This window comes from Cryomorphaceae bacterium 1068, assembly GCA_027214385.1.
Classification (GTDB): Bacteria; Bacteroidota; Bacteroidia; order Flavobacteriales_D; family Cryomorphaceae; genus JAKVAV01.
In genome coordinates this window covers 73,916-99,626 of record JAPVXR010000008.1, presented here as the reverse complement: position 1 = coordinate 99,626, position 25,711 = coordinate 73,916, and the positions used below count along the sequence as shown (strand labels likewise).

The window sequence follows — 25,711 nt, the reverse complement described above, 5'->3', positions numbered from 1 at the left end:
CAAATCTAAAGAATTACTTTTCAATCATCAATTTAGACGAAAGCAATTGACCGTTATCTTGGAGTGCTTGCACAATGTAAACTCCATCGGCGATATCTTGGAGAGAAATATTGATTGTTCCTCCTGCACTTCCATTCAGATTGATAGACTTAACCAGCCTTCCTGAGAGGTCGTAAAGATTTAAGGAGACAAGATTACCCTTATCATTTACAATGTTCAAATCACCTCTGGTGGGATTGGGGTAGATCTTTATTGTTCCGTTTGCAGCGACAAACTCAGATGAAGTCACACCAAAAGGCACCGTTAACGTGGCAAAGCCATTTAGTTTCCCGAAGCCCCAACGCAAATTGGGAAGTTCGCCTGTAAACTCATCAGCCAAAGCGTTTTCGATAATGGCAGTTTTTATGGTTTCATAATTTGCATCAGGGTCACGATCGAGGTAAAGCGCCGAAATACCTGCCACCACCGGCGATGCCATTGAAGTTCCGCCATTGCGGTAATGCCATCCGCCTTCCGCCACTCTATCGGGATTATTGGCTATCAATGAAGCCAAGTTGGCCAAGCGCCCAGCCGACAAAGTAAAATCACCTGAAGCAGTAATATCAGGCTTTTGCCGATTATCTCTCGTAGGGCCCTGACTAGAGTTCACAGCGATATCGAGGGGCACAATGTCCGGGATAAAAGTGATTTCCCCCAAAACATTTACGTATTCGTTTCGATTGGTGTAGTTAGCAACGGTTATTACTTTTTCCGAACAGGTCCAAGAGTCTACAGTGGTCTTGAACTTATCGGGCAATTGATAATTGACCATGTCGGGATACTCACCTTGATTGGGCAAATCTTGACTTTCAATTTCAGATGTTCCGAAAGGAGCATAACTCCAGACATCGAAAGTCCCACCTCCCGTCGTCGCAAACCTCCATTTGTATTGATCGCTGAAAGCTTCTCTTACCGCTACTTGAACCAAGTACTGATCTCCACGTTGACCGCACCAAGTATCTACTATTCCCAGAATATTGCCGTTTTGAAAAATAGTGTCAGTTATGAGCTGATCAAGATTGGCTTCAACGGTTCTCCACTGGGCATACCCCTCAAAAGAATAGGAAGGCTCAGCCAAATCAGCACCTATGGTGTAAAAGGTTTCGCCAAAGTCTTCCGAATCAGCCCAGAGTTCAAAGAAAACTGCAGGCTCACCGATTACGGAAGAAGTATTGTAAGAAAACCAAGTGAAAGCCGTGTCATTCTCGGGCACCTCATAGGCCAAGTGATATGGCGCAAAATTGTTGCTATTTCCTGCTGCTGATACCATCACCCTTCCCGATTGCTCTTCCAAAAGCTCATCGATAAACAATGCGGCTCCATCCAATCCGTCGTGAGATCCGTAGTAGTCACCCAAGCTTGCGTTTATCACGACTGGTTTACCAAATTCATCGGCCTTATTGAAGATGAAAGCGACCGCATCTGCAATGGAGGACTTCCAATTTTCTCTGGAAAAATCTGAAGAAACAACAATAATATCTGCAAGGGGTGCGACTCCAATAAAGTTGCCGGTGGCATTCGCGTTACCCGTAGCCACACCTGTCACCGTAGAACCATGTCCAAACCATTGAGATTGATCGTCGTGACCATCAATGTCTTCGTTTATGTCTTCTGCATTCCATTCCTGTCCATAGCCATATGGTTCAGGAACTCTGAAGGGATCTACCTCATCCTGTGTATGATCCCATAGGGATATGACTCTGGTAGTTCCATCTTCATTTTGAAAGTCGGGATGATCCAACTCAATTCCCGAGTCAATCATTCCTATAATAACATCCTCTCCCAAATAGGCCTGTGGCAGGGGTTCTGCACCTGCATGTATGGGGTGGATATTGTTATTGGTAATCATCACATCAGCCAGCATTTGTGGCTTCGACAATGAGAATTCAATGAAATCAATGTACTCCGCGGTGCGGAGTGCTTCCATATTTCCGGCAGGAATTCTCACTGAAGCGATATTTCCAACAACTCCTTTAATTACTCCGCCATTCTCTCGAATGTAGGATGTAATTTCGCCGAGATCACCTCGAACATAGAGATGTAATTCTTTTGAAGGATCCATCGTTTTAAGTGCAGATCTCAATTCAATATTAAAGTTCTCTCGGTTTTGCGCGTGAAGCGCCAATCCTAGAAGCAGAAAAGGAAGTACAAAATATTTCATGGAATCAGTCAATTTAGTTTAAAGGTATTTATAGTCAGGTAAATCCGTCAAAGACAAGATTCGTCTTTCTTGGATCGCTAAGTGAATAACCATATGCTCCAATCCGTTGGTCATAATCACATAAGGCGACTCGATAGCACTATTGTAACGCGCCACTTGATGGAAGGTTTCCGCATTGATTTTGACGTCTGGCGCCTTGCACTCAATGAGCACCAGCGGGTTTCCGTCCCGATTTAAGAATAGTGCGTCCGTTCGCCCGAATCGTTGGTTATGTTTAATTCCTGTTTCCATCTTTAATAACCCTGAAGGAAAACTTTTCTCTTTAATCAAATACATAACTATATGCTGCCTCACCCATTCTTCGGGTGTTAATACCAGCCTTTTCTTTCGGATCGGGTCTAGGATTTTATACTTTTCGCCCTCCTTAAATATTTGAAAAGGATAGGGCGGAAGATTGAGCGGTTGCATCAAACAAACATAGCATGAAAACTAAAAAAGAAATAGTAGACAATTGGCTACCCCGTTATACCGGGGTAGCTTTGGAAGATTTTCGCGAGTACATTCTCCTCACCAACTTTAACGATTACGTGGATCGTTTTGCTGAAATTCAAGGAGTTGAAGTTCAGGGAAAGGACAAAGCTATGCCCAGTGCCCATAGTGCCAACCTTAGCATTATCAATTTCGGAATGGGAAGCGCGAACGCCGCCACCATCATGGATCTGTTAAGTGCCATCAAGCCAAAGGCAGTTCTCTTTCTGGGAAAATGCGGAGGGTTGAAGAAAAAAAATGCCGTGGGTGATTTTATCTTGCCCATTGCAGCAATTCGCGGTGAGGGAACCAGCCACGATTACCTCCCGAAAGAAGTACCTGCACTCCCTTCATTTATGCTCCAACGAGCTATTTCATCCACCATCAGAGATATGGGCCACGACTACTGGACCGGAACTGTCTATACTACAAACCGTCGAGTGTGGGAGCACGATGACAAGTTTAAAAAGTATCTGAGAAAAACGCGCTGCATGGCCATTGACATGGAAACAGCAACTATTTTTGTGGCAGGATTTTCCAATAAAATTCCGACAGGTGCTTTTCTTTTAGTTACCGATCAACCAATGGTACCCGAAGGGGTTAAAACCACTGCCAGCGACCTGAAGGTGAGTAAATCATTTGTGGACACTCACGTAAAACTCGGTATAGGTGCCATGAAGGAAATTGCAACTGAAGGACGTGCCGTAAAACACTTGAAATTCTAAATGAGCTTTAGCCAAATAATGACTTCACTGCGTAAAAAGGAATATTCGCCTTTTTACTTTTTCGATGGTGACGAGTCATTTTATATCGACAAATTGATTGACTTCATCCAAAACAACGTTTTGGATGAAGGTGAGCGGGAGTTCAATCAATCGGTATTTTATGGAAGAGATATTTCTCCCGAGGATTTGATTCCTGTTGTAAAGAGATTTCCAATGATGGCAGAATATCAAGTAGTCATTGTAAAGGAAGCTCAGAATTGGAAGGATTTATCGGCGCTTCAAACTCTTTTGGAAAATCCCGTCCCTACCACGATATTGGCCATTAGCTACAAAGAAAAAAAACTTGATGGTCGAAATAGCATGACCAAACTCATCAAGAGCAAGGGAACCTATATGAATAGCTCCAAACTTCGTGATGACCAAGTTTCATCTTGGCTCAATGATCATTGCAAGCTGCTGAAATTAGATATTGATCCTAGAGCGATTGTGCTGCTCAGCGAACATATTGGAGCAGATTTAATCAGTCTCGACAAAGCATTGCAAAGACTTAAATTGGTTGCAAGTGGAGAAAAAATAACGCCCGACTTGATTCAGGAGCACATAGGGATTAGTAAGGATTTCAATATTTTCGAATTGCAAAAGGCAATTGGTTTTAGAGACAATGCTCGGGCGATTTACATTGCAAATTACTTTGCCAATAATGAGAAAGAACACCATTTGATTCCGGTAACTTATGGTCTTTATAGGTACTTTACTCAACTCATTCGCTACCATAGAGCCGAAAATCATGCCGATCCACAAAAACTGGCAAGAGCCATGGGCGTAAACCCATACTTTGTGAAAGATTACAGGCAAGCTGCTGTAAATTACCCCAGAGTCAAGCTGATGAAGGTGATGGAAATCCTTCATGACATTGACCTCAAAATGAAAGGTCTTGGAAATTCAACAGCTCGTCATAAGGAACTTATGAATGAGATGGTCTCCAGAATTTTGAGGGTCTAACTGAAGCTTTTAACCTTGGAATCCAACACTGACTATTTCTGACTTCTTGCCTGACTGTGATCAAGGCTTACATTGTTTACATTTGCCGACTTTAAGAAAAACCACCCGAATGTTGAATCCCACCAGATTTTCTCTTCTACTGATTTTTGCCTTTGTTTCTCTCTTCGCTCAAGCACAGAACGGAACGGTCCGTGGATTTGTGTATGAAGAAGAATCAGGTGAGGCGGTGATATTCACCAACGTTTACCTCAAAGGCACATCGTTAGGGGCTGCGACGGATGTAAATGGATATTTTTCCATCACCCAAATTCCTGAAGGACAGTACACTCTCATGGTTACCTATTTGGGTTATGACACACTTTCAAAAAAAATAGGAGTCACAGCAGGAGACATTTTGACCCAGAAGCTTTTCTTAGCCAAATCCAGTGTTCAGATGCAAGCGGTAGAAATTTCTGCTGAAAAGCAAGAACGACAAACTAACGTCACCATGTCGGTTACGAAAGCTACTCCAAAGCAAATCAAGCAGATTCCGACTATTGGTGCTACGGCTGATTTAGCCCAGTACTTACAAGTGCTGCCTGGTGTCATCTTCACCGGAGACCAAGGAGGGCAGCTTTATATACGTGGTGGATCGCCAATTCAGAACAAAGTTTTATTAGATGGCGCCACAATTTTTAACCCCTTCCACAGTATCGGGCTTTTTTCGGTTTTTGATACGGAGGTAATCAAGAATGCCGATATCTACACTGGTGGATTCGGTGCAGAATACGGTGGTAGAATTTCGTCCATTATGGACATAACTACCCGCGATGGTAACAAAAGAAGGTATTCGGGAAAAGTAGGTTTTAGCACATTTGCAGCCAACGCACTCTTTGAAGGGCCGCTTAAAAAGCAAACCAATGATGGGAAGTCTTCTTCTTCTTTTTTGCTTTCGGCAAAACACTCCTATTTGGATGAGTCTTCTAAGTTGCTGTACGGCTACATCGATGAAGATGGGCTACCTTTTAGTTTCACCGACCTTTACGGAAAGGTCTCTTTTAATACCGCCAATGGGAGTAAATTCAACTTATTCGGTTTCAGCTTTAATGATGAAGTGCAATTTCAGGAAACCAGCAACCTGAACTGGAACTCATTTGGTGGAGGGGCTGACTTTATATTGGTGCCAAGTTCTACGGCCGCTTTATTGGAGGGTGGGCTTAATTTCAGTAGTTATGAAATCACCTTGGAGGAGAGCGCAGGGCCTAGTAACCCTATTTCAGAAGGTACAGAGGAAGTACTCCTCCAGCCGAGAACCAGCGCGGTCAACAGCTTTAACTTATTCCTCGATTTCAAGTATTTCTTCGGTGATGACGCATTGAAATACGGAATAGATATCTCAGGGTTTGGGACGGAACTCTCCTTCTTTAATCCTTTGGGACAAAGAATCGAGCAGAACGACAATAACACGGAACTGGCGGGTTACGTAACTTATAAGAAGAAAATCAACAACTTAATCCTCGATGGAGGATTCAGGTTGCAATATTATGCCTCTATTCGGACTCTCAGACCAGAGCCAAGACTTGGAGTAAAATACAATCTGACTGAAAATCTGCGACTGAAAGCAGCCTTCGGAATGTTTTCCCAAAACATCATTTCGGCAAACTCAGACCGTGATGTAGTCAACCTTTTTTACGGTTTCTTAGTAGGGCCTGAAGATCTTCAGGATGAGATCACTTTGGAAGATGGAAGTACCAGAGAAGTTAAAAATCCATTGCAAACAGCCATTCACTACATCGCAGGTATTGAGTACGATGTAACCGATCGTATTTCCGTCAATCTGGAAGGTTACTTCAAAGACTTTACTCAGCTTACGAATATCAACAGAAACAAAATTTACAGCAGTCGAACACAAGACCCTACAGTGCCGGATATCCTGAAAAACGATTTTATTGTAGAAACAGGAACTGCCGTGGGATTGGACTTAACTGTAGGCTACGAAAGCCGAAAAGTCTACATCTGGACAGTATTCTCAGCAGCCAACGTGGACAGATGGGACGGAGTGCGATCCTACGACCCTGTTTTTGACAGAAATTACAATGTCAACCTGGTAGCTTCTTACCGATTCGGAAAAGGACTCGATTGGGAAGTTAATGGAAGATGGAACTATGGAAGTGGATTTCCATTCACACAAAACCAAGGTTTCTACTTACAAGAGAATTTGGTGAACGGATTGAACACTGATATCACCCAGACCAACAGTGACGAAGCTCAAATTCAATACGCAGGCTTGAATGAAGGTAGACTACCAGATTACCACAGACTGGATCTTACGTTGAAAAAAACATTCAAGTTTTCTGAGAATTCGTCTTTGGAAACGAGCTTCAGCGTTACGAATACCTACGATCGTGAAAATATTTTCTTCGTAGATCGTGTGACAGGTGAGCGAGTGAACCAGCTTCCGATTCTACCTAGTTTCGGAGTTCTATACTCTTTCTAAAGATTCAAACCAGGAATAGTATTGCCCCCTGCCTCGTAAAAGTTTTTGAAATTGAGCGGAATCTACCCCTTGAGACCTGCTCAATTATATTACTTTTGTTTCCCGTAGTTACACTTAATAAATCACGGCGATCATGGGTCAAAAGACCAAATACATCTTTGTAACTGGCGGGGTTACTTCATCTTTAGGGAAAGGAATTATTTCGGCCTCTTTGGCTAAGCTGCTTCAGGGTAGAGGCTATTCCGTTACCATTCAAAAACTCGACCCCTACATCAACATTGACCCGGGAACCTTAAATCCATACGAACATGGAGAGTGTTTTGTAACGGAGGACGGCGCTGAGACAGATCTTGACCTCGGACATTACGAACGATTTTTGAACACCAATACTTCTCAGGCAAACAACATCACAACAGGTAGAATTTACCAAAACGTGATCAACCGTGAAAGAAGAGGAGACTTCTTGGGCAAGACCGTTCAGGTTATCCCTCACATTACTGATGAAATTAAGCGCTGCATTCAGATTCTCGGAAACGAGAATGACTATGACTTCGTAATCACTGAGATAGGCGGGACAGTCGGAGATATTGAATCCCTTCCCTACGTGGAGGCTGTTAGACAACTCAAGTGGCAAATGGGAAATGATTGTGTAGTGGTTCACCTGACTCTTGTCCCCTATTTGGCGGCAGCTGGAGAGCTAAAAACAAAACCTACGCAACACAGTGTTAAAGCCCTTTTAGAGCTCGGAGTACAACCTGACATTCTCGTTTGTAGAACTGAACACGAATTGACTGATGATTTACGTCAAAAGATTGCCCAGTTCTGCAACGTAAACCCTAATGCCGTTATAGAATCCATTGATGCCAAGACCATATACGACGTTCCAATTCTAATGGAAGAAGAAGAACTCGACCGGGTGGTAATGGAAAAATTGGGACTTTCAACCGACCCCAAAGGTGCTGATCTCACCCATTGGAGACGCTTCTTAAAACAACACAAGAATCCGAAAAACTCAGTTAAGATCGGACTGGTAGGAAAGTACATCGAGCTTAAAGATGCCTACAAGTCCATCGTTGAATCCTTTATACACGCAGGCGCTGAAAACGGTGCGAAAGTGGAGCTGGTTTGGCTTCACAGCGAAGACATCACCACAGATAACGTGGTAAATCAGCTTTCAGGGCTGCAAGGCCTTTTGGTAGCACCGGGATTTGGTGAACGAGGAATAGATGGTAAAATTGAAGCCATTCGATATGCACGTGAAAACGGCCTACCGTTCTTAGGGATTTGCCTTGGAATGCAATGTGCGGTGATCGAGTTCGCCAGAAACGTTCTTGGTCTTAAGAACGCACATACAACAGAAATCAATGAGAATGCCAGCGATCCCGTTATCGATATAATGGATGAGCAAAAAGACCTCGACACGAAAGGGGGCACCATGCGCCTGGGAGCTTATGAATGTAAACTAAAGGCAGGCTCAAAGGCTCACATGATTTATGGTAAAGAACTCATATCAGAGCGTCACAGACATAGATATGAATTTAACAATAAGTATCTCGGAGATTTTGAAGCGAACGGAATGATTGCTTCAGGAATAAATCCGGAGAGTGGATTGGCAGAAATTGTGGAGATACCCGAGCATCCATGGTTTGTTGGTGTACAGTTTCACCCCGAATACAAGAGTACCGTTGCCGAGCCGCACCCACTCTTTGTAGGCTTTGTAAAAGCTGCAGTAGAATCAAAGAAGATTTTGGCGAAAGCATAAATCCTTTAAGCCCTTAACTTTCTTTCTCTTGTCACCTCCGCTTAAGGGGTTATCTTTGTCGCCTTAAATTATTTTGAATGGATAAGAATTCCGTAATCGGATTGGTATTGATCGCTATCTTGTTGGTAGGCTACTCCCTGTTTACTAAACCGAGTGATGAGGAAATAGCAGCTCAACAAAGAGCCATTGATAGTGTAGCGGCGCTTCAAGCAGAAGAAGATGCAGTGAACGAAGCAGAGGCCTCGACATTTATAGAAAATGAAATAGTAAACGACACGGTAGTTCTGGATTCTGCAAGTAAAGCAGAAGTGGGAGCCGAGCTAAAAGCCCGCTATGGTGTTTTGGCAGCAGCTTCGGAAGGAGCGAGCAAAGAGATAACCGTTACGACTGATTTATTGGAAATCACTTTTAGCAATAAAGGTGGTGTACCTGTAAAGGCCAATTTGCTCAAGTATACTACATACGACTCCATGCCACTCATTCTCTTTGATGAAGAGACGGCAAAAATGGGCTATGAATTCACCTACCCTTCTCTGGGTAACTTGAACAGCTCCAATTTCTTTTTCACCGCAAGCGAAGGGAGTAAAACAATAAGCGGCGAAGACTCAGATCAAATCACCTTTACACTTGAAATGGAAGGTGGACGAAAGATTGAGAACATCTACACGATTTCGGGAAACGCCTACGACATCGGGATGGAAACGCGTTTTTACGATGTGGATGGTGTTGTGACTTCTCCCAAATTGGTTTGGGAAATGACTGCCAGACACAATGAGAAAGGAATCGATATTGAACGGAATAACTCTACTATATTTTACAAAGCTGAAGGTGAAGGCCGTGACTACCTATCTGAAACAGGCGACGACGACGACATTATTGATGATGAGAAACTTCAATGGGTAGCTTTCAAGCAGCATTTCTTCTCGGCCATTCTTATTGCCAACGGAACTTTCAATCAAGGAGTAAGCTTAGCTAGTAAGCCTTTTGAAGAAGAGGTCACTGATTTCACTCAATTTTATCGTGCTGAATTCCCTGTAGACCCTACTGCAGCTTCAACTGTATTTTCTGCCCAACTCTACATGGGGCCCAATGATTACAAGGTTCTGAAGGAGTATGGGATGGAACTTGACAAGGTCATCAACCTCGGTTGGGGAATTTTCGGGTGGGTGAACAAATGGGTGGTTATTCCGATTTTTGATTGGCTCGAACGCACCGGACTCTCTTTTGGTATCAACATCTTGATTTTGACCATCATCATTAAATTGGTGCTTTCTCCTCTGACTTTCAAAAACTACCTGAGCAGCGCCAAGATGCGCGTAATCAAGCCTGAAGTAGACGAGATCAACGAGAAATTTAAGGATGCTGACCCTATGAAAAAGCAGCAAGCCACGATGGACTTGTACCGCAAAACGGGCGTAAATCCGTTCTCAGGGTGTATCCCGATGATTATTCAGATGCCGATCCTGTATGCCATGTTCAGGTTCTTTCCATCGAGCATCCAGCTGCGCCATGAACCATTCCTTTGGGCTGATGACCTTTCGGCATATGACAGTATTTACACGTTGCCATTTACCATTCCGGCTTATGGCGATCACGTGAGTCTTTTCACCATCCTGATGGCAGTGAGTATGTTCTTCTATACGATTTACAATACCAACCAAATGCCTCAGCAGACCCAACCGGGCATGCCGAACATGAAGGTGATCATGTACATATTCCCTTTCATGATGCTTTTCTTCTTCAACAGCTTTGCATCTGGTTTGAGTTACTATTATTTCTTGGCCAATATGTTCTCTATTGCACAAATGTTGGTGATCAAAAATTTCTTTATTGATGAGGATAAGATCCACGCTAAAATCCAAGAGAACAAGAAGAAAAAAGCCAACAAGGGCAAGTCTCGTTTTCAAAAGAAATTGGAAGACATGGCAAAACAAAGAGGCATCAATCCAAACTAATGAGGTATTCCATCCTGTTCTTTTTCGTTCTGCTTTTTGGCATAAGCTGCAATTCAAAAAAAGAAGCTGCTTCCGCTCAAGTAGTGAGCGTGCCCGATACGGTTGTAGTGATCATGGATCCACCAGCTCCAAAAGATTCTTTAGCTGTTCACTTTGAAAGAACACCTTGTTTCGGAAGGTGTCCGGTTTTTAAAATCAACGTGTACCAAAGCGGCTTTGCAACCTACGAAGGTTTAAACTTTGCCGAAAAAATGGGGCTTTACTCTTATCGCTTCAGCGAAGCTGATCTCGAAAAGATTTATGGCATGGCAAGTTCCATTGACTACTTCAATTTGGATTCAGAATACAACGATCCCAGAGTTACTGACCTACCTTCGACTATTTCTGAAATTCAGCTCAACGATGAGTCTCACCGAGTAAAGGCTCGCATGGGAGTTCCTCAAGTACTAAAAGACTTTCACGAAAATTTGGGTATCATGCTCAATGAGAGGGATTGGAAGCCTTATTCTCTTCGCTAGGCAAGAACCGCTTCAAAGAAGTAGTAAATCATTACACCGCAGTAAATTAGCTTAAGACCTGTTCCGAGCAGAAATCCCAGAAACGAGCCAGTAGCACTTTTTAAGGCTTTCTTAAACTCCTTTCGATTCGCTAGAATCTCTCCGATCAAAGCACCCGCAAAAGGCCCGATAATCAGCCCCAACGGAGGAAAAAATAACCCAACAACCAATCCTACGGTAGAGCCTGTGACTCCAGCTTTGGTTCCACCGAATTTTTTGGTACCCCAGATCGGGATGAAATAATCCAACACGGTAATGACTGCCACGATAGCTGCCGAAACGACCAAAAAAGTGGTAGAGTATTCTGCATAATCTGTGAAATGCAGAATCAAAATTCCCACCCAAGAAATAATGGGCCCGGGAAGGATGGGTAGGATTGCACCAAGCAATCCGATTAAAAGTAACAAGCCACTCAAAATGACAAGTGCGATTTCCATGAGATCAGGTTTAATGCGAACTTACATTTTTAGCATCGAGTGGGCAAAAGGAGCTGCACTTTTTGGTTTGCCAAAAAATGTGGATTTTTGCGCTTTCCATATACAAACGACATGAGCATTACGGCCATCTCCCCCATCGATGGGAGATACGCATCAAAGACATCGAGCCTCATTCCATATTTTTCAGAATTCGCCTTGATCAAATACCGCGTCCGCGTGGAGATCGAGTACTTTTTGGCACTGACGGAACAACCTATCAGCATGCTGGCAGATTTCCCTAAAGAATCTCAAAGCGAAATCAGAAAAATCTATCAAGACTTTTCTGAGGCCGATGCCGAAAAAGTAAAAGATTTCGAACGGGTGACGAACCACGACGTGAAAGCCGTGGAGTATTTCATTAAAGAGTCATTTGAGAAATTGGGGCTTCAGAAATACAATGAGTTTATTCACTTTGGACTCACTTCACAAGACATCAACAACACATCGGTGCCTATGTCGATCAAAGAATGTTTTGACGATGTATGGCTTCCGCTTTTTGAGGAGGTCTGTGAAATACTTTCCCTAAGAGCAAATGATTGGAAAGACGTTCCAATGCTGGCGCGCACTCACGGTCAACCCGCATCTCCTACCCGATTGGGAAAAGAGATTCAGGTTTTTGTAGAGCGATTGAGAACACAAGCCGAGGGGCTAAAAAACATTCCCGTATGTGGGAAATTCGGTGGCGCTACAGGAAACTTCAATGCTCATTTTGTAGCCTTTCCTGAAATTGATTGGGTGAAGTTTTCGAATGAATTTCTCACGAATCGATTGGGAATTGAGCGACTTCAAACGACCACTCAGATTGAGCACTATGATCAATTGGCAGCTCGCTTTGATGCTTTCAAACGAATCAATACCATACTCACAGATTTATGTCGAGACATCTGGCAATACGTTTCACTGGACTATTTTAAACAATCGATTAAGAAAGGTGAAGTTGGCTCATCGGCAATGCCTCATAAAGTAAACCCGATTGACTTCGAAAATGCCGAGGGCAATCTGGGGCTGGCAAATGCCGTTTTGGAACACTTGTCTGCAAAACTCCCTATATCTCGACTTCAACGCGACTTGACAGATAGCACAGTACTTCGAAATATCGGAATGCCTTTTGGCTACAGCTTGGTCGCACTTCACTCATTAAAGAAAGGCTTAGGGAAGCTCCTGTTGAATGAAGAAGCCTTCCTAGCCGATTTAGACCAAAATTGGAGTGTGGCGGCAGAGGCCATCCAAACGATATTGCGGCGCGAGGGTTATGAAAAGCCCTACGAAGCATTGAGAGACCTTACACGCACTAACGAAACAATCAACCGAGACAGCTTGCACGCGTTTATCGAAAGATTGAAGGTGAGCGATGACGTGAAAAACGAATTGAAAGAAATTACTCCTTTTAACTATTTAGGCATCCAATTGGTGCAAGAATGAAAGGTTTCGTTCAAATACTGAAGCTCCTAAAAAATTACAAGTCCGAAGTAGTCGGAAACTTGTTTTTCAATGTATTGGCTACAATATTTTCGCTGTTCTCACTTGCCGCGGTTGCACCTTTTTTGACTATCCTCTTCAGTTCAGAAGAGCTCACGCTCCCCGAGACCGAACCTGCCTTCGGCTTTACATCTTCTCAGTTTTTGCAGTATGCTGATTACCAAATTGGCGCTTTCATTCTAAAAAACGGACCTGAATCAGCTCTGGTTTACTTCTGCATCTTTATCGTGGTGATCTTCTTTCTGAAGAATATCACTCGATTTATGACGATGTATTTCCTTGCACCAATTCGCATCGGAGTGATCAGAGATGTGCGGGAAGCCATGCACCGAAAGATTCTGAAATTACACCTCGGTTATTACAGCGAAGAGCGAAAAGGAGATATCATTTCGAGGGTAACCTCTGATGTGAATGAAATCGAAAATTCAATCATCTCTTCGATGGAAATGGTCTTTCGCGATCCCATTCTGATCGTTACCTACCTCGCTACCATGTTCTTCATGAGCTGGAAGCTCACTCTTTTTGTCTTGGTCCTTTTACCAATCAGCGGAATCCTCATTTCCATCATTGGTAGAAAGCTCAAGGGCGCAGCTAAAAGTGGTCAATCAAAATTGGGAGAGGTACTTTCCGTTTTCGAAGAATCGCTCGGCGGATTGCGTGTTATTCAAGCCTTCAACGCTCAGGAGGCAACACAAACACGCTTTGACCGAAAGAATCAAGAGTTTTTCACGCTCATGGTGAAGCTATTTCGAAAGCACTATTTGGGTAGTCCCCTGACCGAAATCCTCAGCTCCATCACCTTGGCCATCCTTATCTACTATGGCGGTCAACTGGTTTTAGATGCAGGAGATAACGGGTTTACAGGAGAATTCTTCATCACCTTCATTCTTATCTTTTCGCAAATTATTACACCAGCGAAGTCCTTCAGTCAGGCTTATTTCAAGATTCAGAAAGGGCTTGCCTCGGTGGAGCGCGTCAATGACGTCTTAGATGCTGAAGAAAAAATTCAAGAGCCCGATAATCCGTTAGATCATCCTGAATTCAAAGAGGACGTAATCCTTAAAAATGTTGGCTTTCAATACGGAAGTGAGAAAGTTTTGAGCGGTGTAAATCTGGAAATCAAGAAAGGTGAGACGGTAGCTTTAGTAGGCCCTTCAGGTGGGGGGAAGAGTACACTGGCCAACTTGGTTCCTCGCTTCTACGACGTGACCGAGGGTGCTATCAGCATTGACGGAATAGACATCCGCCATATCTCACTCACTCAGCTCAGAGGCATGTTTGGCGTGGTATCGCAGGAATCCATTCTTTTTAACGATACCATTGCGAACAATATCCTCATGTCAAAACCGGACGCAACGCGAGAGGAGCTGATTCAGGCAGCCGAGATTGCTAACGCTTACGAATTTATCGAGCGCTTGGAGGATGGATTTGACACCAACGTGGGAGACTCGGGAAATAAGCTCAGCGGCGGACAAAAACAACGCATAAGCATTGCGCGGGCCGTTTTAAAAAATCCACCATTCCTGATCTTGGATGAGGCAACTTCAGCCTTGGATACAGAATCAGAACGATTGGTTCAAGACGCAATAAATAAACTGATGAAAAATAGAACTTCATTGGTCATTGCCCACAGGCTATCGACGATTCGTCACGCTGATAAAATTGTGGTTTTGGAAGGCGGGCATATTGCGGAAATGGGAAGCCATGAAGAACTGCTTAAAGCAGAAGGAGTATACCACAGACTGCACCAAATGCAGACTTTCCAATAAGTGGTCTAGTCGATTTTGTTGCGGCGCGACATCTTTTCGGCCTCTTTTTCGCGATTGAATTCGATTGCGTCCTCCCGATACTTCACGAAAAAATTAATCCAAATTGCCCTGGAGATACGATAAAGCAAAGGCAGAAGAGCCACGAGGAGAATTATTCCCAAGATCAATAGTAGGAAACCATCATCGAAGAAATCGAACTCCATGATTCCTATGAGATCGAAAACCGTTAATGCCACATAGAGGGCGACCCAGAGGGCAACCGTCAGTGCATAGCTCACGTAAGCCGCTCCGAAATAGAAGCCGGGTTCACGTTCGAAATTCTCTCCGCATACGTCACAGCGCTTGTTCAGCTTAGTAAACCCGCTGGCATAGGTCGCTTTTGTCTCAAAGAGCTTTCCCTCTTGACACCGCGGACAAGTAAATGTAAAAATGGAGTACAGTTTTGTTCCTTTTAATCCCATAAGAAGGCGCAAAGATAGAGAGGATTAAAGGAATGGAGGTGACCAAAGTCGCAATTCACCGTGGGTTCAGGTTGAAAACTTTGTTGATAATAGAATTGACCACCCCCCAACATCTACCCTTCTTTGCCTTTAATTTTGTTTAATTATAGGTTCGAATCAAAAAACCGTTTTAGTTGTATGATCACCTTATTCGGGAAGAAAAAACTTACAGAAGAAAAAGTAGCTAATATCTTCGTTAACGGATTGCAGCTATTGATCGATGAGGGTTTTGAAGATGTAGTAGGCTTAATTAACGATTCACCTGAATTCCTGTCTCCTCCTGATTTAGACCCTGAAGATAGCGGAGCATTCACCATAATCGTTTTGGCTGGAAACCTCCAGGCGATCCCGAGCTACTTTGAGTCCGGCCAAGATCGTCGAATCACTCAGTACATTCTAGAGAAATTTGCAGCACTGTACGAAACGGACAAAATGAAGCTGGCTCAAATGGTGAGCGAGACCAGAAAGTTAATGATGCGTAAAAATCATCCGAGCAAGAGCGTGACAAACGCGATGGCTCGAACAGTATTCTGCCGTTACGAGTTGAATAAATACCAAGAGAAGTATTTCAAATCCTTGGATTCACCGAATCCCATTTTTATTCAGCGACTCAAAGAGGCCATGGAGACTTTTCTTTGGAATTGGGATACACTATTAGAGAAATACAAGGTGGTTCAGGCGGGCTGATTCACCTTTTCCAGACCAAACTTTTCCTCGGCCATATCACATATCTGGCCACCTATTGCTAAAGCAGCTGTCGCTGCCGGAGAAGGCGCATTCAGCACGTGAATACTATTGTTGCCATACTCTATCCGAAAGTCATCACGGGTATCTCCATCTGTTCCCAATAAGAGCGCACGCACCCCTGACCGCCCGGGCTTTAAATCGTCCATAGTGAGGGATGGCACTAAGCGCTGAAGGGTTTTGAGAAAAAGCTTCTTAGAAAAAGCACGTCGGTACTCATCAATCCCGAACTTCATATTTTTAAAAAAGAGCTTCCACGTGCCTCCGTAAGTCAGGGCGTCAAAAGTATCGCGTAAATTAAAATCGGTTTTCCCATAACCCTCTCGTTTAAAAGTGAATACGGCGTTGGGACCACATTCTATCTCACCATTGGTCATGCGGGTGAAGTGCACGCCCAAAAACGGAAAGTCGGGATTCGGTACGGGATATATTAAATTCTTGATTTTATGCTTTGCCTGATCGGTCAATTCGTAGTAATCTCCGCGAAAACCAACGACTTTTTCTTTGAGATCGATTTGATCTTTCTTGGCTAAGCGGTCAGCGTGCAAGCCACCGCAAAAAACCAAATACTTGGCTTTATACTTTGAATCGGAAGTTATCACTTCCTCGTGGTCACCCACCTTCATTATGCCCGTTACCTCTTCTCCTAAAACGAGTTTGGAGCTTTGATTAGTAGCCAAGGCCAACTCAACCATTTTGGCTGTCGCTGCGCGATAATCGATAATTCCGGTTACCGGAACCCAAATACCCGCAATTCCTACACAGAATGGCTCTCGTTCTTTGATTTGCTCCGCGGTAATTTTCTCGATACCCTCGATGCCGTTTTGTTTTCCGATCTCAAAAATTTTATCGAGCATGGGTAGCTCGCTCTCATCTGCAGCTACAACCACTTTTCCACATACATCATGAGGTACGTTGTGCTCTTCGGCGAAAGCCACAAGTTCTTTTCGTCCTTTTACACAGTTTTCCGCTTTTAGGCTCCCGGGCTTGTAGTAAAGTCCTGAGTGGATTACTCCTGAATTATTTCCCGTCTGGTGATCTGCGAGTTCTTTTTCCTTCTCTATCAATACGATATTGAGATCAGGATGCCGAAGCTGCATTTTGTAAAAAGTCGCCGCCCCTACTATTCCTCCACCTACAATGGCTACATCAAAAACTAGATCTTCAGTCATGCTTTTAAACTTTACTACAAAGTTAATCGAAACGAACGATTGCTGAGTCAAACGATGATTTACTCGCGTCGTCTTATCGGCAAAATATTCTCACCTTTGTGTTAACGAAATGGCCCTTTTATATGACCATAGATGAGTTTATCCGCAATGCGGTACAGGAAGACATCGGTGAAGGCGATCATACTAGCTTGGCATGCATTCCGGAAGGAGCGGTAGGTAGAGCTAAGATGATTGTCAAAGAGAGAGGCGTTATTGCCGGCATGGGAATAGCAGAGCAGATTTTCTACTTTATTGATCCCAATCTTCAAGTGAAATCTTTATTACCGGACGGCACAGCAGTTGAGCCCGGAACAGTTGTAATGACCGTAAGCGGAAAAGCCAGAAGTATTTTGATGGCGGAGAGATTGGCATTGAATTGCGTGCAGCGGATGTGCGGTATTGCCACGCTTACGCGAAAAACCGTGGACAAAATAGCGGGACTGGACACTAAAATTCTCGATACTCGAAAAACGACTCCGGGAATCCGCTTTTTGGAAAAACTTGCTGTGCAAATCGGTGGTGGCGAAAACCATCGATTCGGATTGTATGATATGATGATGATTAAGGATAATCATATCGACTACGCAGGCGGTATTGAAGCAGCGATCACTCTCGCTGATGACTACCGAAAAAGCCACGGCCTTGACATCAAGTTGGAAATCGAAGCACGAGACTTAACAGAAGTAGACGAAATTCTCAGAGTGGGATTAATCGACCGAATCATGTTGGACAATTTCAGTTTTAACGATTTAAGAAAGGCAGTTTCTATCATTCCTGAAAATATCGAAACGGAGGCCAGTGGTGGAATAACAATGGAAAACGTTCGACAATACGCCGAGTGTGGAGTTGATTTTATATCTATGGGAGCGCTTACCCACAGCGTTAGTAGTTTGGATATTAGCCTAAAGGCATATTAAGTAAAAACTTTTACCCTCACTTTTTTACCTTCGCACCCCATGGGCTTTGCACTTTCTGAATGGTATGAAGAAAAGAAAAATCGTATCCTCGAATCGGCACCGGTTCGAAAGACCAAACTTGCTCTAAAGAGAATAAAGCTTCCAGGCTTCGGAGGTCTCAACCTCTACCAAGTCTTGCAATTTTTCTTGATCGGCTTAATGGAAGGGAGAATTACGACCAGAGCTTCGGCCGTATGTTTTCGCTTCATCTTGGCTATTCCACCATTACTCATCGTATTTTTATCGGTCATTCCGTTTGTACCCATAGATAATTTTCAGGAGAGTATTATGATCTATCTCGATCGGGCCATGCCGGGCGATACTTTCAGTTTGGTCGAGAGCACCCTAGATGATTTGGTAAATAAAAAGCAGGAAACCCTCATCAGTCTCTCGTTTTTTCTGACGCTTTTCTTTTCCACCAATGCTGTTCAAGCACTGCTGGACGGTTTTAGCCATAGCTACAATCTGGACAAAACGCACGGAATCGTTCTTCAATATGTCCGATCATTTGGGTTATTGTTCGTTTTCAGTCTTACCATCGTCCTTGGTGTAATTCTTATTACCATTAGTGGTCCCGTGTTCCAATACCTTCAAGACTTGGATATCATCGGAGGAGCTGTAGTGGTATTCTTTCTTGAAGTAGCGAAGTGGATCTTGGTGATTATTCTTTTTGAAATCGCCATTTCAGTGCTGTATCGTGCAGGCCATAGCGGCAAATGGAGGGCCATCAATGCCGGAGCTTCTTTTGCAACTTTGGGACTCATCATTGTCTCATCGCTATTTGCTTGGTACGTGAATAATTTCGGTAATTACAACAAGCTCTATGGCTCGGTAGGAACGGTATTGGTTGTCATGCTGTGGCTATACCTCAACACCATAGTGTTAATCTTAGGTTTTGAAATAAATGCAGGAATCGAGAAAGCCAAAGGACATGCAATCGGCGAGATGGAAGCAGATGAAATTTTACACAGCTAACTATCCGCCAATTTGTCACTTTCCCTGCAGTGGTCTGCTATTTGCCAAGCCTCAGATGAAAAATTGATTACGCATGTCAGAAAAAGATAAAGTAGAAAGTCAAGATATAGAGGAAACTCAAGCCCAAGGCGAAGAGCAAGCTTTCGCAAAAGCAGATAAATCGAATTCTTCAAACGGAAATTCGAATAGTTCTGAAGAGAGCACGGAAAACGAGTATGAAGCAGCTATGACGGAATTGCAGAAAAAGTATGACACGGTAAATGACAAATACCTGAGACTTTACTCTGAATTCGAAAACTTCAGACGAAGAACGGCTAAGGAAAAACTCGATTTGATGAAGAATGCGGGTTCAGACTTTGCAGGTGATATATTACCGGTTGTAGACGACTTCGAGCGCGCTATCAGTTCTAATGAGAACAACGATGATGTAGAAGCTTTGAAAGAAGGCTTTAAGCTCATTCACCACAAATTGTTGAACCTGCTTCAAAACAAGGGGTTGAAAGCAATGAATTCCATCAATCAGCCTTTTGACACGGAGTATCACGAAGCCATTACCAACATACCTGCTCCGTCAGAAGACATGAAGGGCAAGGTGATTGACGTAGCTGAAAAAGGATATTTCTACAATGATAAAGTGCTTCGATACGCCAAAGTGGTTGTAGGACAGTAAAAAAAGAACAACGCAGAACATGGCGAAGAGAGATTACTACGAGGTATTGGGCATTTCTAAAAGTGCTACTCAGGTTGAAATGAAAAAGGCCTACCGGAAGCTCGCCTTAAAATATCACCCCGATAGAAATCCCGACAATGCGGATGCCGAGGTGAAATTTAAAGAAGCAGCCGAGGCTTACGAGGTGTTGAATAATCCTGAAAAAAGACAGCGGTACGATAGATTCGGACACCAAGGTGTAGGTGGAGCTGCGGGTGGCGGAGGTTTTGGCGGCGGAATGAGCATGGATGATATCTTCTCACAATTTGGTGACATCTTCGGAGGCGCTTTCGGCGGAGGAGGTTTTAGCAATGGATTTGGTGGAGGAGCTCGTCGACGCAGAAAAGGCTCCAACCTTCGAATTAAAGTAAAACTCGACCTTGCTGAGATACTAAACGGCACGACCAAAAAAATCAAAGTAAATAAGCTCGTAGCAGCTGAAGGAACGACTTTTAAGACTTGCACCACCTGCAGAGGAACAGGACAAGTGAGTCGCGTGACAAATACGATTTTGGGTCAAATGCAGACCACGTCTGTATGTCCGACCTGCCAAGGAAGTGGAGAAATGGTGGACAAACGTCCTCCCGGATCTGACGAAAACGGCTTGGTAAGAAAGGAAGAAGTCATCAGTATTGACATCCCGGCCGGAGTTGAAGAAGGAATGCAACTCAACGTGAGCGGCAAAGGGAATGCAGCGCCAATGGGTGGCGTGCCCGGAGATCTCCTCGTAGTCATAGAAGAGGTAGAACACGACACCATCAAGCGCAATGGAAAGAACCTCCATTATGATCTCTATGTGAGCTTTATAGATGCCGTACTTGGGGGAGCTGCAGAGGTTCCATTGGTAGAAGGAAAAGCCAAGATCAATATTTCCGCAGGTACCCAAAGTGGTAAGCTTGTTCGCCTAAAAGGCAAGGGGCTTCCCAGCGTACAGAGCTATGGAAAAGGAGATATGTTGGTAAATATCAATATTTGGACTCCACAGGAGCTTAGTAAGGAAGAGAAGAAAATCCTCGAGAAATTAAAGGAAAGTGAGAATTTTCAACCAACAGCAAACCATGACGAGAAGAGCTTTTTCCAAAAGGTAAAAGACATGTTTGAATAAAGAATATCACTTTGAAAACTTAACCGCTTTGCCTTTCAGGTAAAGCGGTTTTTCGTTTAGATTTGACTGCATTAATCAAAAAGATACATGGCGATACTCGAAGCCCAAAACATTACAAAGTCGTATTCAAATCATGTTGCGCTTTCTAATGTGAGCATAGCGGTTCCAAAAGGGAGCATCTTCGGATTGCTCGGTCCCAATGGTGCCGGCAAAACTTCATTGATTCGAATCATCAATCAAATTACCGCTCCCGATGATGGACGAATCGCCTTTGATGGGAAAGACCTCAAACCCGAGCACGTTCAAAGCATCGGCTACTTGCCCGAAGAGCGCGGACTTTATAAGAAAATGAAAGTGGGAGAGCAAGCCGTTTATTTGGCTCGACTCAAAGGAATGAGCAAGGCAGAGGCCACGAAAAAGCTCAAAGAATGGTTCCAGCGCTTCGATATTGAAGATTGGTGGAACAAGAAAGTAGAAGAGCTTTCAAAAGGAATGGCTCAAAAAGTGCAGTTTATCACAACGGTGCTTCACGAACCAAAACTCCTAATTCTAGATGAGCCTTTCAGTGGTTTCGACCCTATCAATGCCAACCTTATCAAGGAAGAGTTGCTGCGGCTGCGAGACGAAGGTGCTACGATTATGCTTTCTACTCATAACATGGGTTCAGTAGAAGAAATATGCAGCGACATTGCTTTAATCAATGATGCCAAAGTGGTACTTGAGGGCAGCGTCAAAGAAGTTCGAAATAAATTTAAAGAAGGAGTTTATGACCTCGTCTTTTCGGGCAATATGCTCAGCTTTACCAATGCACTGTGGACCAACTTTGAGCTCATCAGCCATCACGAAACGGAAGACAAACTCCGCAGTGCACGAATCAAACTGACTGAGGGTGCTACTGTCAATGACCTCTTAAAAACCGTTATTACAGTTGCCGAAGTTCACTCACTCAATGAAGTCATACCAAGTATGAATGACATCTTCATCAAAATAGTTCAACAAAAAGGAGAAAGCGATGAGTAAGATAAGCCTGATCATTGAACGCGAATATGTGAGTCGCGTGCGCAAGAAGTCCTTTATCATCATGACTTTCCTAGGTCCCATCTTGATTGGTGGCCTCTTAAGTCTGGGAGTATTTTTGGGAATGAACGACTCCAGCATTTACAATGTCTTGGTAGTCGATCTCACGCCTGAGATAGCTTTTGACAGCACCAGCAGTCCGAAACCCATGTTTGTGGATGAATTGAAGGAAACGTCACAAGTTCGATTTGACTACACCACGGATGGACTGACCAACGCTGAGTTTGATTCCACGGAATACACGTTGATGCTCGTACTGCGCGAAGATATCATGACCTTCCCCGAGGCCGAAATGGTCTTTCGGAAACTGCCAAGCATGAAGGCCAGAAGCTATATCAAGTCGCAGGTGGAGAGGGTCATTGAGGACAATAAATTGATAGTTGAATCAATACCAAAAGAGAAGTTTGACGAAATCAATACCGATCTGAATATCATTACTGTAGACGCCGAGGATGGCTCAACATCGTTTAAACAAGAGCAGGCATTTATCGGGTTCGGTTTTGCAGTTTTAATTTACTTTTTCATTTTTCTCTACGGTGTACAGGTGATGCGCGGTGTTATGGAAGAGAAAAGCAACCGAATTGTCGAGGTGATCATCTCCTCTGTGAAGCCCTTTCAACTGATGATGGGAAAGATTGTCGGCGTGGCATTGGTAGGCCTCACACAGTTTTTGCTATGGGTTATTCTTTCAGGAATTCTTTTTTCGGTGGCTACATCCATTCTTGCACCAGAGCTTGCCAATGCAGGAACAATGGCTGATCAGATTCAGGCAACAGAAGAAGTGGCGAACGAGGTGTCAAAAGACGCTATGGAACAAGCTGCTATCGGCGAGATAGCAGAACTCATTCTCTTTAGAGTCAATTGGCCTTTGATGATCGGAATGTTCATTTTCTACTTCTTGGGAGGATATTTACTATACGCCTCATTATTCGCGGCAGTAGGAGCCGCAGTTGATAATGAAACGGACACACAGCAGTTTATGATGCCGATTACTATCCCACTGGTCTTCGGATTTATTGTTTCAGAATTTGCACTCACAAACCCCGAGGGTGCCATGGTATTTTGGTTTTCACAATTTCCCCTCACCTCGCCTATCGTGATGATGGTGAGAGGAGCAATGGGCTTTGACAGCGGCACTATCTGGGAATTGGTTCTCTCCATGACATTGCTCATCGCAGGATTCGTTTTTTGTGTATGGCTCGCTGGCAAGATATACCGTGTAGGAATCTTGATGTACGGGAAAAAAGTAAGCTACAAGGAATTGGCAAAATGGCTGAAGTATTGATTTCGCTTAAGTCGATACCAAAAACAGTTAGAGAAACTACTACTCCTTACTTTTCACCAAGTTGATGGAACTCGATATTCCGTTATATTTGAGTAACTGAAAAAACACGAAGTATTGAAAATAGGCATCATCGATATGGGAACGAATACCTTCAACTTGCTCATAGCGGAGTTGGATAACAAGGGAGGTTATAAACCCACGTATCGTTCTAAAGTCGGCGTGAAACTCGGAGAAGGTAGTTTCGAAAAGAAATACATCACAGAAGCCGCTATGCAGCGCGCTTTTCTTGCTCTGGAAGCGCAAATAACAGCCGTTAAAAATCAATATTGTGACAAGGTCTTAGCCTTTGCCACTTCCGCTGTCAGAGGAGCTTCAAATGCCAATGATTTTGTCAGAAAAGTAAAGGAGCGCTTTGGAATAAACATTCACGTGATCGATGGCGACCGAGAAGCCACCATGATTTACAACGGGGTGCAACTATCGGGAGCACTTACCGGCGATAATTCGATCATCATGGACATCGGCGGAGGTAGCACTGAATTTGTCGCAGCCAACGATCAAGAGATCATTTGGAAAAGAAGTTACGAATTAGGCGTCAGTCGATTGTTGGAAAAACATCAACCGGAAGACCCAATTAGCAGCGCCACGCTCCAAGAAATCGAAACCAGCCTGGAAAATCAAATTAAAGATGTTTTTGACATTGTGGAAAATGAAGGCATCAAAACCCTGATTGGTTCATCCGGATCTTTTGATACTTTTTCGGATGTCATCTCGAAGCGTAATGGCAACTACGATGAGACCATGAACCTCACCAGCCTGGACTTCGACAGAGACAGTCTGGACAAGCACTTGGATGAATTGGTAAACTCTTCCAAAATTCAACGTGAAGCCATGGATGGCATGGTAGCAATGCGGGTAAATATGATCGTCATGTCGGCCATATTCGTAAGACTCGTCCTGAAAAAAACCAATATCGAAACAGTCAAATTATCGAAGTACTCTCTGAAAGAAGGAGTCCTATTCGAAGTATTAAAAGGAAATCTATAAGATGGCATCCATTCTGATTATTGACGACGAAAGAAGTATTAGAAACACGCTTCGCGAAATTCTTGAATTTGAAAAATTCACTGTCGATGACGCAGAGGATGGACCAACAGGATTGAAGAAACTCATCGAAACTTCATACGACGCCGTCCTTTGCGATATTAAGATGCCTAAAATGGATGGAATGGAAGTGCTCGAAAAGGCGCTGGAAAAAGGTGTGGAATCTCCGATTATCATGATTTCCGGACACGGGAATATTGAGACGGCCGTAGAAGCCATCAAAAAAGGCGCTTACGATTTTATCGAAAAGCCTCTCGATCTCAATCGCACTTTGGTGACTTTGCGCAATGCGATGGACCGTGTGAACTTGGAAGAAGAGACCAAGACATTACGGAAGAAAATCAAGTTGATAAAGGGGTCTGACATTGTCGGAGAATCTAAAGCAATTGGTGAGATTAAAGAAATGATCGCCAAGGTGGCACCTAGTGATGCCCGCGTATTGGTGACCGGCCCTAACGGATCGGGAAAGGAATTGGTAGCTCGCCAGCTGCACGAAAATAGCAATAGGGCAAAGGCACCATTTATTGAAGTTAATTGTGCAGCAATACCATCAGAACTAATCGAAAGCGAATTATTCGGTCACGAAAAAGGAGCTTTCACATCCGCGGTAAAGCAGCGAAAAGGAAAGTTTGAGCAGGCTGATGGAGGCACACTTTTCTTAGATGAAATTGGAGATATGAGCGCATCAGCTCAAGCCAAAGTACTGAGAGCATTACAAGAGAACAAGATCAACAGGGTAGGTGGCGATAAAGATATCAAAGTAAATGTGCGCGTAATTGCCGCAACCAACAAAGACCTCAACGCTGAAATCAAAGAAGGTAACTTCCGTGAAGATCTCTTTCACCGTCTAAGCGTAATCCTCATCCACGTGCCTTCACTCAATGAGCGAATTGATGACGTGCCATTGCTGGCTGATCACTTTTTAGACTCTATTGCACAAGAGCAAGGAAGTCCAAGAAAAGAGTTGACAAAAGACGCTTACGAGGCACTGCAATCACTGAATTGGACAGGGAATATCCGCGAGTTAAGAAACCTTATCGAGCGCTTGATTATTCTTTGTGACAAGGTGATTAGTGGCGAAGATGTGAAACGGTATGCCAATCCCGGCAAATGATT

At 43.7% G+C, this 25,711-nt stretch carries 22 protein-coding genes; 17 read left to right on the top strand and 5 right to left on the bottom strand.

The window, feature by feature from the left end:
• Nucleotides 1-13 precede the first annotated feature (13 nt).
• Both O3Q51_11340 and O3Q51_11335 read right to left on the bottom strand, forming a co-directional pair.
• Complete coding sequence (locus tag O3Q51_11340; GenBank protein MCZ4409410.1) at nt 14-2,200, bottom strand: S8 family peptidase; 2,187 nt, start codon at nt 2,198-2,200, stop codon at nt 14-16.
• A gap of 18 nt (nt 2,201-2,218) precedes the next feature.
• On the bottom strand, nt 2,219-2,668 hold the full coding sequence (locus O3Q51_11335) for a type I restriction enzyme HsdR N-terminal domain-containing protein (GenBank protein ID MCZ4409409.1): 450 nt from the start codon (nt 2,666-2,668) through the stop codon (nt 2,219-2,221).
• A gap of 14 nt (nt 2,669-2,682) precedes the next feature.
• On the opposite strand from O3Q51_11335, the gene O3Q51_11330 reads away from it, so the two are divergent.
• From O3Q51_11330 to O3Q51_11305, 6 genes are all read left to right on the top strand, one after another.
• A complete protein-coding gene (locus tag O3Q51_11330; GenBank protein ID MCZ4409408.1) occupies nt 2,683-3,453 on the top strand; it encodes an AMP nucleosidase in 771 nt (256 codons plus the stop codon).
• A complete protein-coding gene (gene holA, locus O3Q51_11325) occupies nt 3,454-4,455 on the top strand; it encodes a DNA polymerase III subunit delta (GenBank protein MCZ4409407.1) in 1,002 nt (333 codons plus the stop codon).
• A gap of 109 nt (nt 4,456-4,564) precedes the next feature.
• Nucleotides 4,565-6,931, top strand: a complete 2,367-nt coding sequence (locus O3Q51_11320; protein ID MCZ4409406.1) for a TonB-dependent receptor — start codon at nt 4,565-4,567, stop codon at nt 6,929-6,931.
• Nucleotides 6,932-7,064: 133 nt separating this feature from the next.
• Nucleotides 7,065-8,693: a CTP synthase gene (locus O3Q51_11315; GenBank protein MCZ4409405.1), complete on the top strand. Its 1,629-nt coding sequence runs from the start codon at nt 7,065-7,067 to the stop codon at nt 8,691-8,693.
• 77 nt (nt 8,694-8,770) lie between these two features.
• Nucleotides 8,771-10,648: a membrane protein insertase YidC gene (yidC, locus tag O3Q51_11310; protein MCZ4409404.1), complete on the top strand. Its 1,878-nt coding sequence runs from the start codon at nt 8,771-8,773 to the stop codon at nt 10,646-10,648.
• Nucleotides 10,648-11,166, top strand: a complete 519-nt coding sequence (locus O3Q51_11305) for a DUF6438 domain-containing protein (protein ID MCZ4409403.1) — start codon at nt 10,648-10,650, stop codon at nt 11,164-11,166. The genes yidC and O3Q51_11305 overlap by 1 nt, the downstream gene beginning before the upstream one ends.
• On the opposite strand, the gene O3Q51_11300 is transcribed toward O3Q51_11305, so the two are convergent.
• A complete protein-coding gene (locus tag O3Q51_11300; GenBank protein ID MCZ4409402.1) occupies nt 11,163-11,642 on the bottom strand; it encodes a DUF456 domain-containing protein in 480 nt (159 codons plus the stop codon). The genes O3Q51_11305 and O3Q51_11300 overlap by 4 nt on opposite strands.
• Before the next feature lie 111 nt (nt 11,643-11,753).
• Here O3Q51_11300 and purB point away from each other — a divergent pair, with 111 nt between their 5' ends.
• Together purB and O3Q51_11290 are read left to right on the top strand one after the other, a co-directional pair.
• Nucleotides 11,754-13,103 (top strand): adenylosuccinate lyase, encoded by a 1,350-nt coding sequence (gene purB / locus O3Q51_11295; GenBank protein ID MCZ4409401.1) that lies wholly within the window; start codon nt 11,754-11,756, stop codon nt 13,101-13,103.
• A complete protein-coding gene (locus O3Q51_11290; GenBank protein ID MCZ4409400.1) occupies nt 13,100-14,929 on the top strand; it encodes an ABC transporter ATP-binding protein in 1,830 nt (609 codons plus the stop codon). The genes purB and O3Q51_11290 overlap by 4 nt, the downstream gene beginning before the upstream one ends.
• A gap of 5 nt (nt 14,930-14,934) precedes the next feature.
• Here O3Q51_11290 and O3Q51_11285 read toward each other — a convergent pair whose 3' ends face one another.
• Nucleotides 14,935-15,390 (bottom strand): DUF983 domain-containing protein, encoded by a 456-nt coding sequence (locus O3Q51_11285; protein MCZ4409399.1) that lies wholly within the window; start codon nt 15,388-15,390, stop codon nt 14,935-14,937.
• Between the two features lie 177 nt (nt 15,391-15,567).
• Here O3Q51_11285 and O3Q51_11280 point away from each other — a divergent pair, with 177 nt between their 5' ends.
• Nucleotides 15,568-16,116: a hypothetical protein gene (locus O3Q51_11280; GenBank protein MCZ4409398.1), complete on the top strand. Its 549-nt coding sequence runs from the start codon at nt 15,568-15,570 to the stop codon at nt 16,114-16,116.
• Here the strand turns inward: O3Q51_11280 and lhgO are convergent.
• Complete coding sequence (gene lhgO / locus O3Q51_11275) at nt 16,104-17,345, bottom strand: L-2-hydroxyglutarate oxidase (GenBank protein MCZ4409397.1); 1,242 nt, start codon at nt 17,343-17,345, stop codon at nt 16,104-16,106. The genes O3Q51_11280 and lhgO overlap by 13 nt on opposite strands.
• Nucleotides 17,346-17,443: 98 nt before the next feature.
• Here lhgO and nadC point away from each other — a divergent pair, with 98 nt between their 5' ends.
• The 8 genes from nadC to O3Q51_11235 all read left to right on the top strand — a co-directional run bounded on the left by nadC (nt 17,444) and on the right by O3Q51_11235 (nt 25,709).
• A complete protein-coding gene (gene nadC / locus O3Q51_11270; protein MCZ4409396.1) occupies nt 17,444-18,301 on the top strand; it encodes a carboxylating nicotinate-nucleotide diphosphorylase in 858 nt (285 codons plus the stop codon).
• Between the two features lie 39 nt (nt 18,302-18,340).
• Nucleotides 18,341-19,315: a YihY/virulence factor BrkB family protein gene (locus tag O3Q51_11265; protein ID MCZ4409395.1), complete on the top strand. Its 975-nt coding sequence runs from the start codon at nt 18,341-18,343 to the stop codon at nt 19,313-19,315.
• A 73-nt stretch (nt 19,316-19,388) separates the two neighbouring features.
• Nucleotides 19,389-19,985, top strand: coding sequence for a nucleotide exchange factor GrpE (locus O3Q51_11260; GenBank protein ID MCZ4409394.1), 597 nt, complete (start codon nt 19,389-19,391; stop codon nt 19,983-19,985).
• Nucleotides 19,986-20,004: 19 nt separating this feature from the next.
• Entirely contained in the window at nt 20,005-21,129 is a 1,125-nt protein-coding gene (dnaJ, locus tag O3Q51_11255; GenBank protein MCZ4409393.1) for a molecular chaperone DnaJ, read from the top strand.
• 87 nt (nt 21,130-21,216) lie between these two features.
• Nucleotides 21,217-22,149 (top strand): ATP-binding cassette domain-containing protein, encoded by a 933-nt coding sequence (locus tag O3Q51_11250; GenBank protein ID MCZ4409392.1) that lies wholly within the window; start codon nt 21,217-21,219, stop codon nt 22,147-22,149.
• Nucleotides 22,142-23,491 (top strand): ABC transporter permease, encoded by a 1,350-nt coding sequence (locus tag O3Q51_11245; protein MCZ4409391.1) that lies wholly within the window; start codon nt 22,142-22,144, stop codon nt 23,489-23,491. The genes O3Q51_11250 and O3Q51_11245 overlap by 8 nt, the downstream gene beginning before the upstream one ends.
• Nucleotides 23,492-23,605: 114 nt before the next feature.
• On the top strand, nt 23,606-24,538 hold the full coding sequence (locus O3Q51_11240; GenBank protein ID MCZ4409390.1) for a hypothetical protein: 933 nt from the start codon (nt 23,606-23,608) through the stop codon (nt 24,536-24,538).
• Between the two features lies 1 nt (nt 24,539).
• A complete protein-coding gene (locus O3Q51_11235; protein ID MCZ4409389.1) occupies nt 24,540-25,709 on the top strand; it encodes a sigma-54 dependent transcriptional regulator in 1,170 nt (389 codons plus the stop codon).
• Nucleotides 25,710-25,711: the final 2 nt, after the last annotated feature.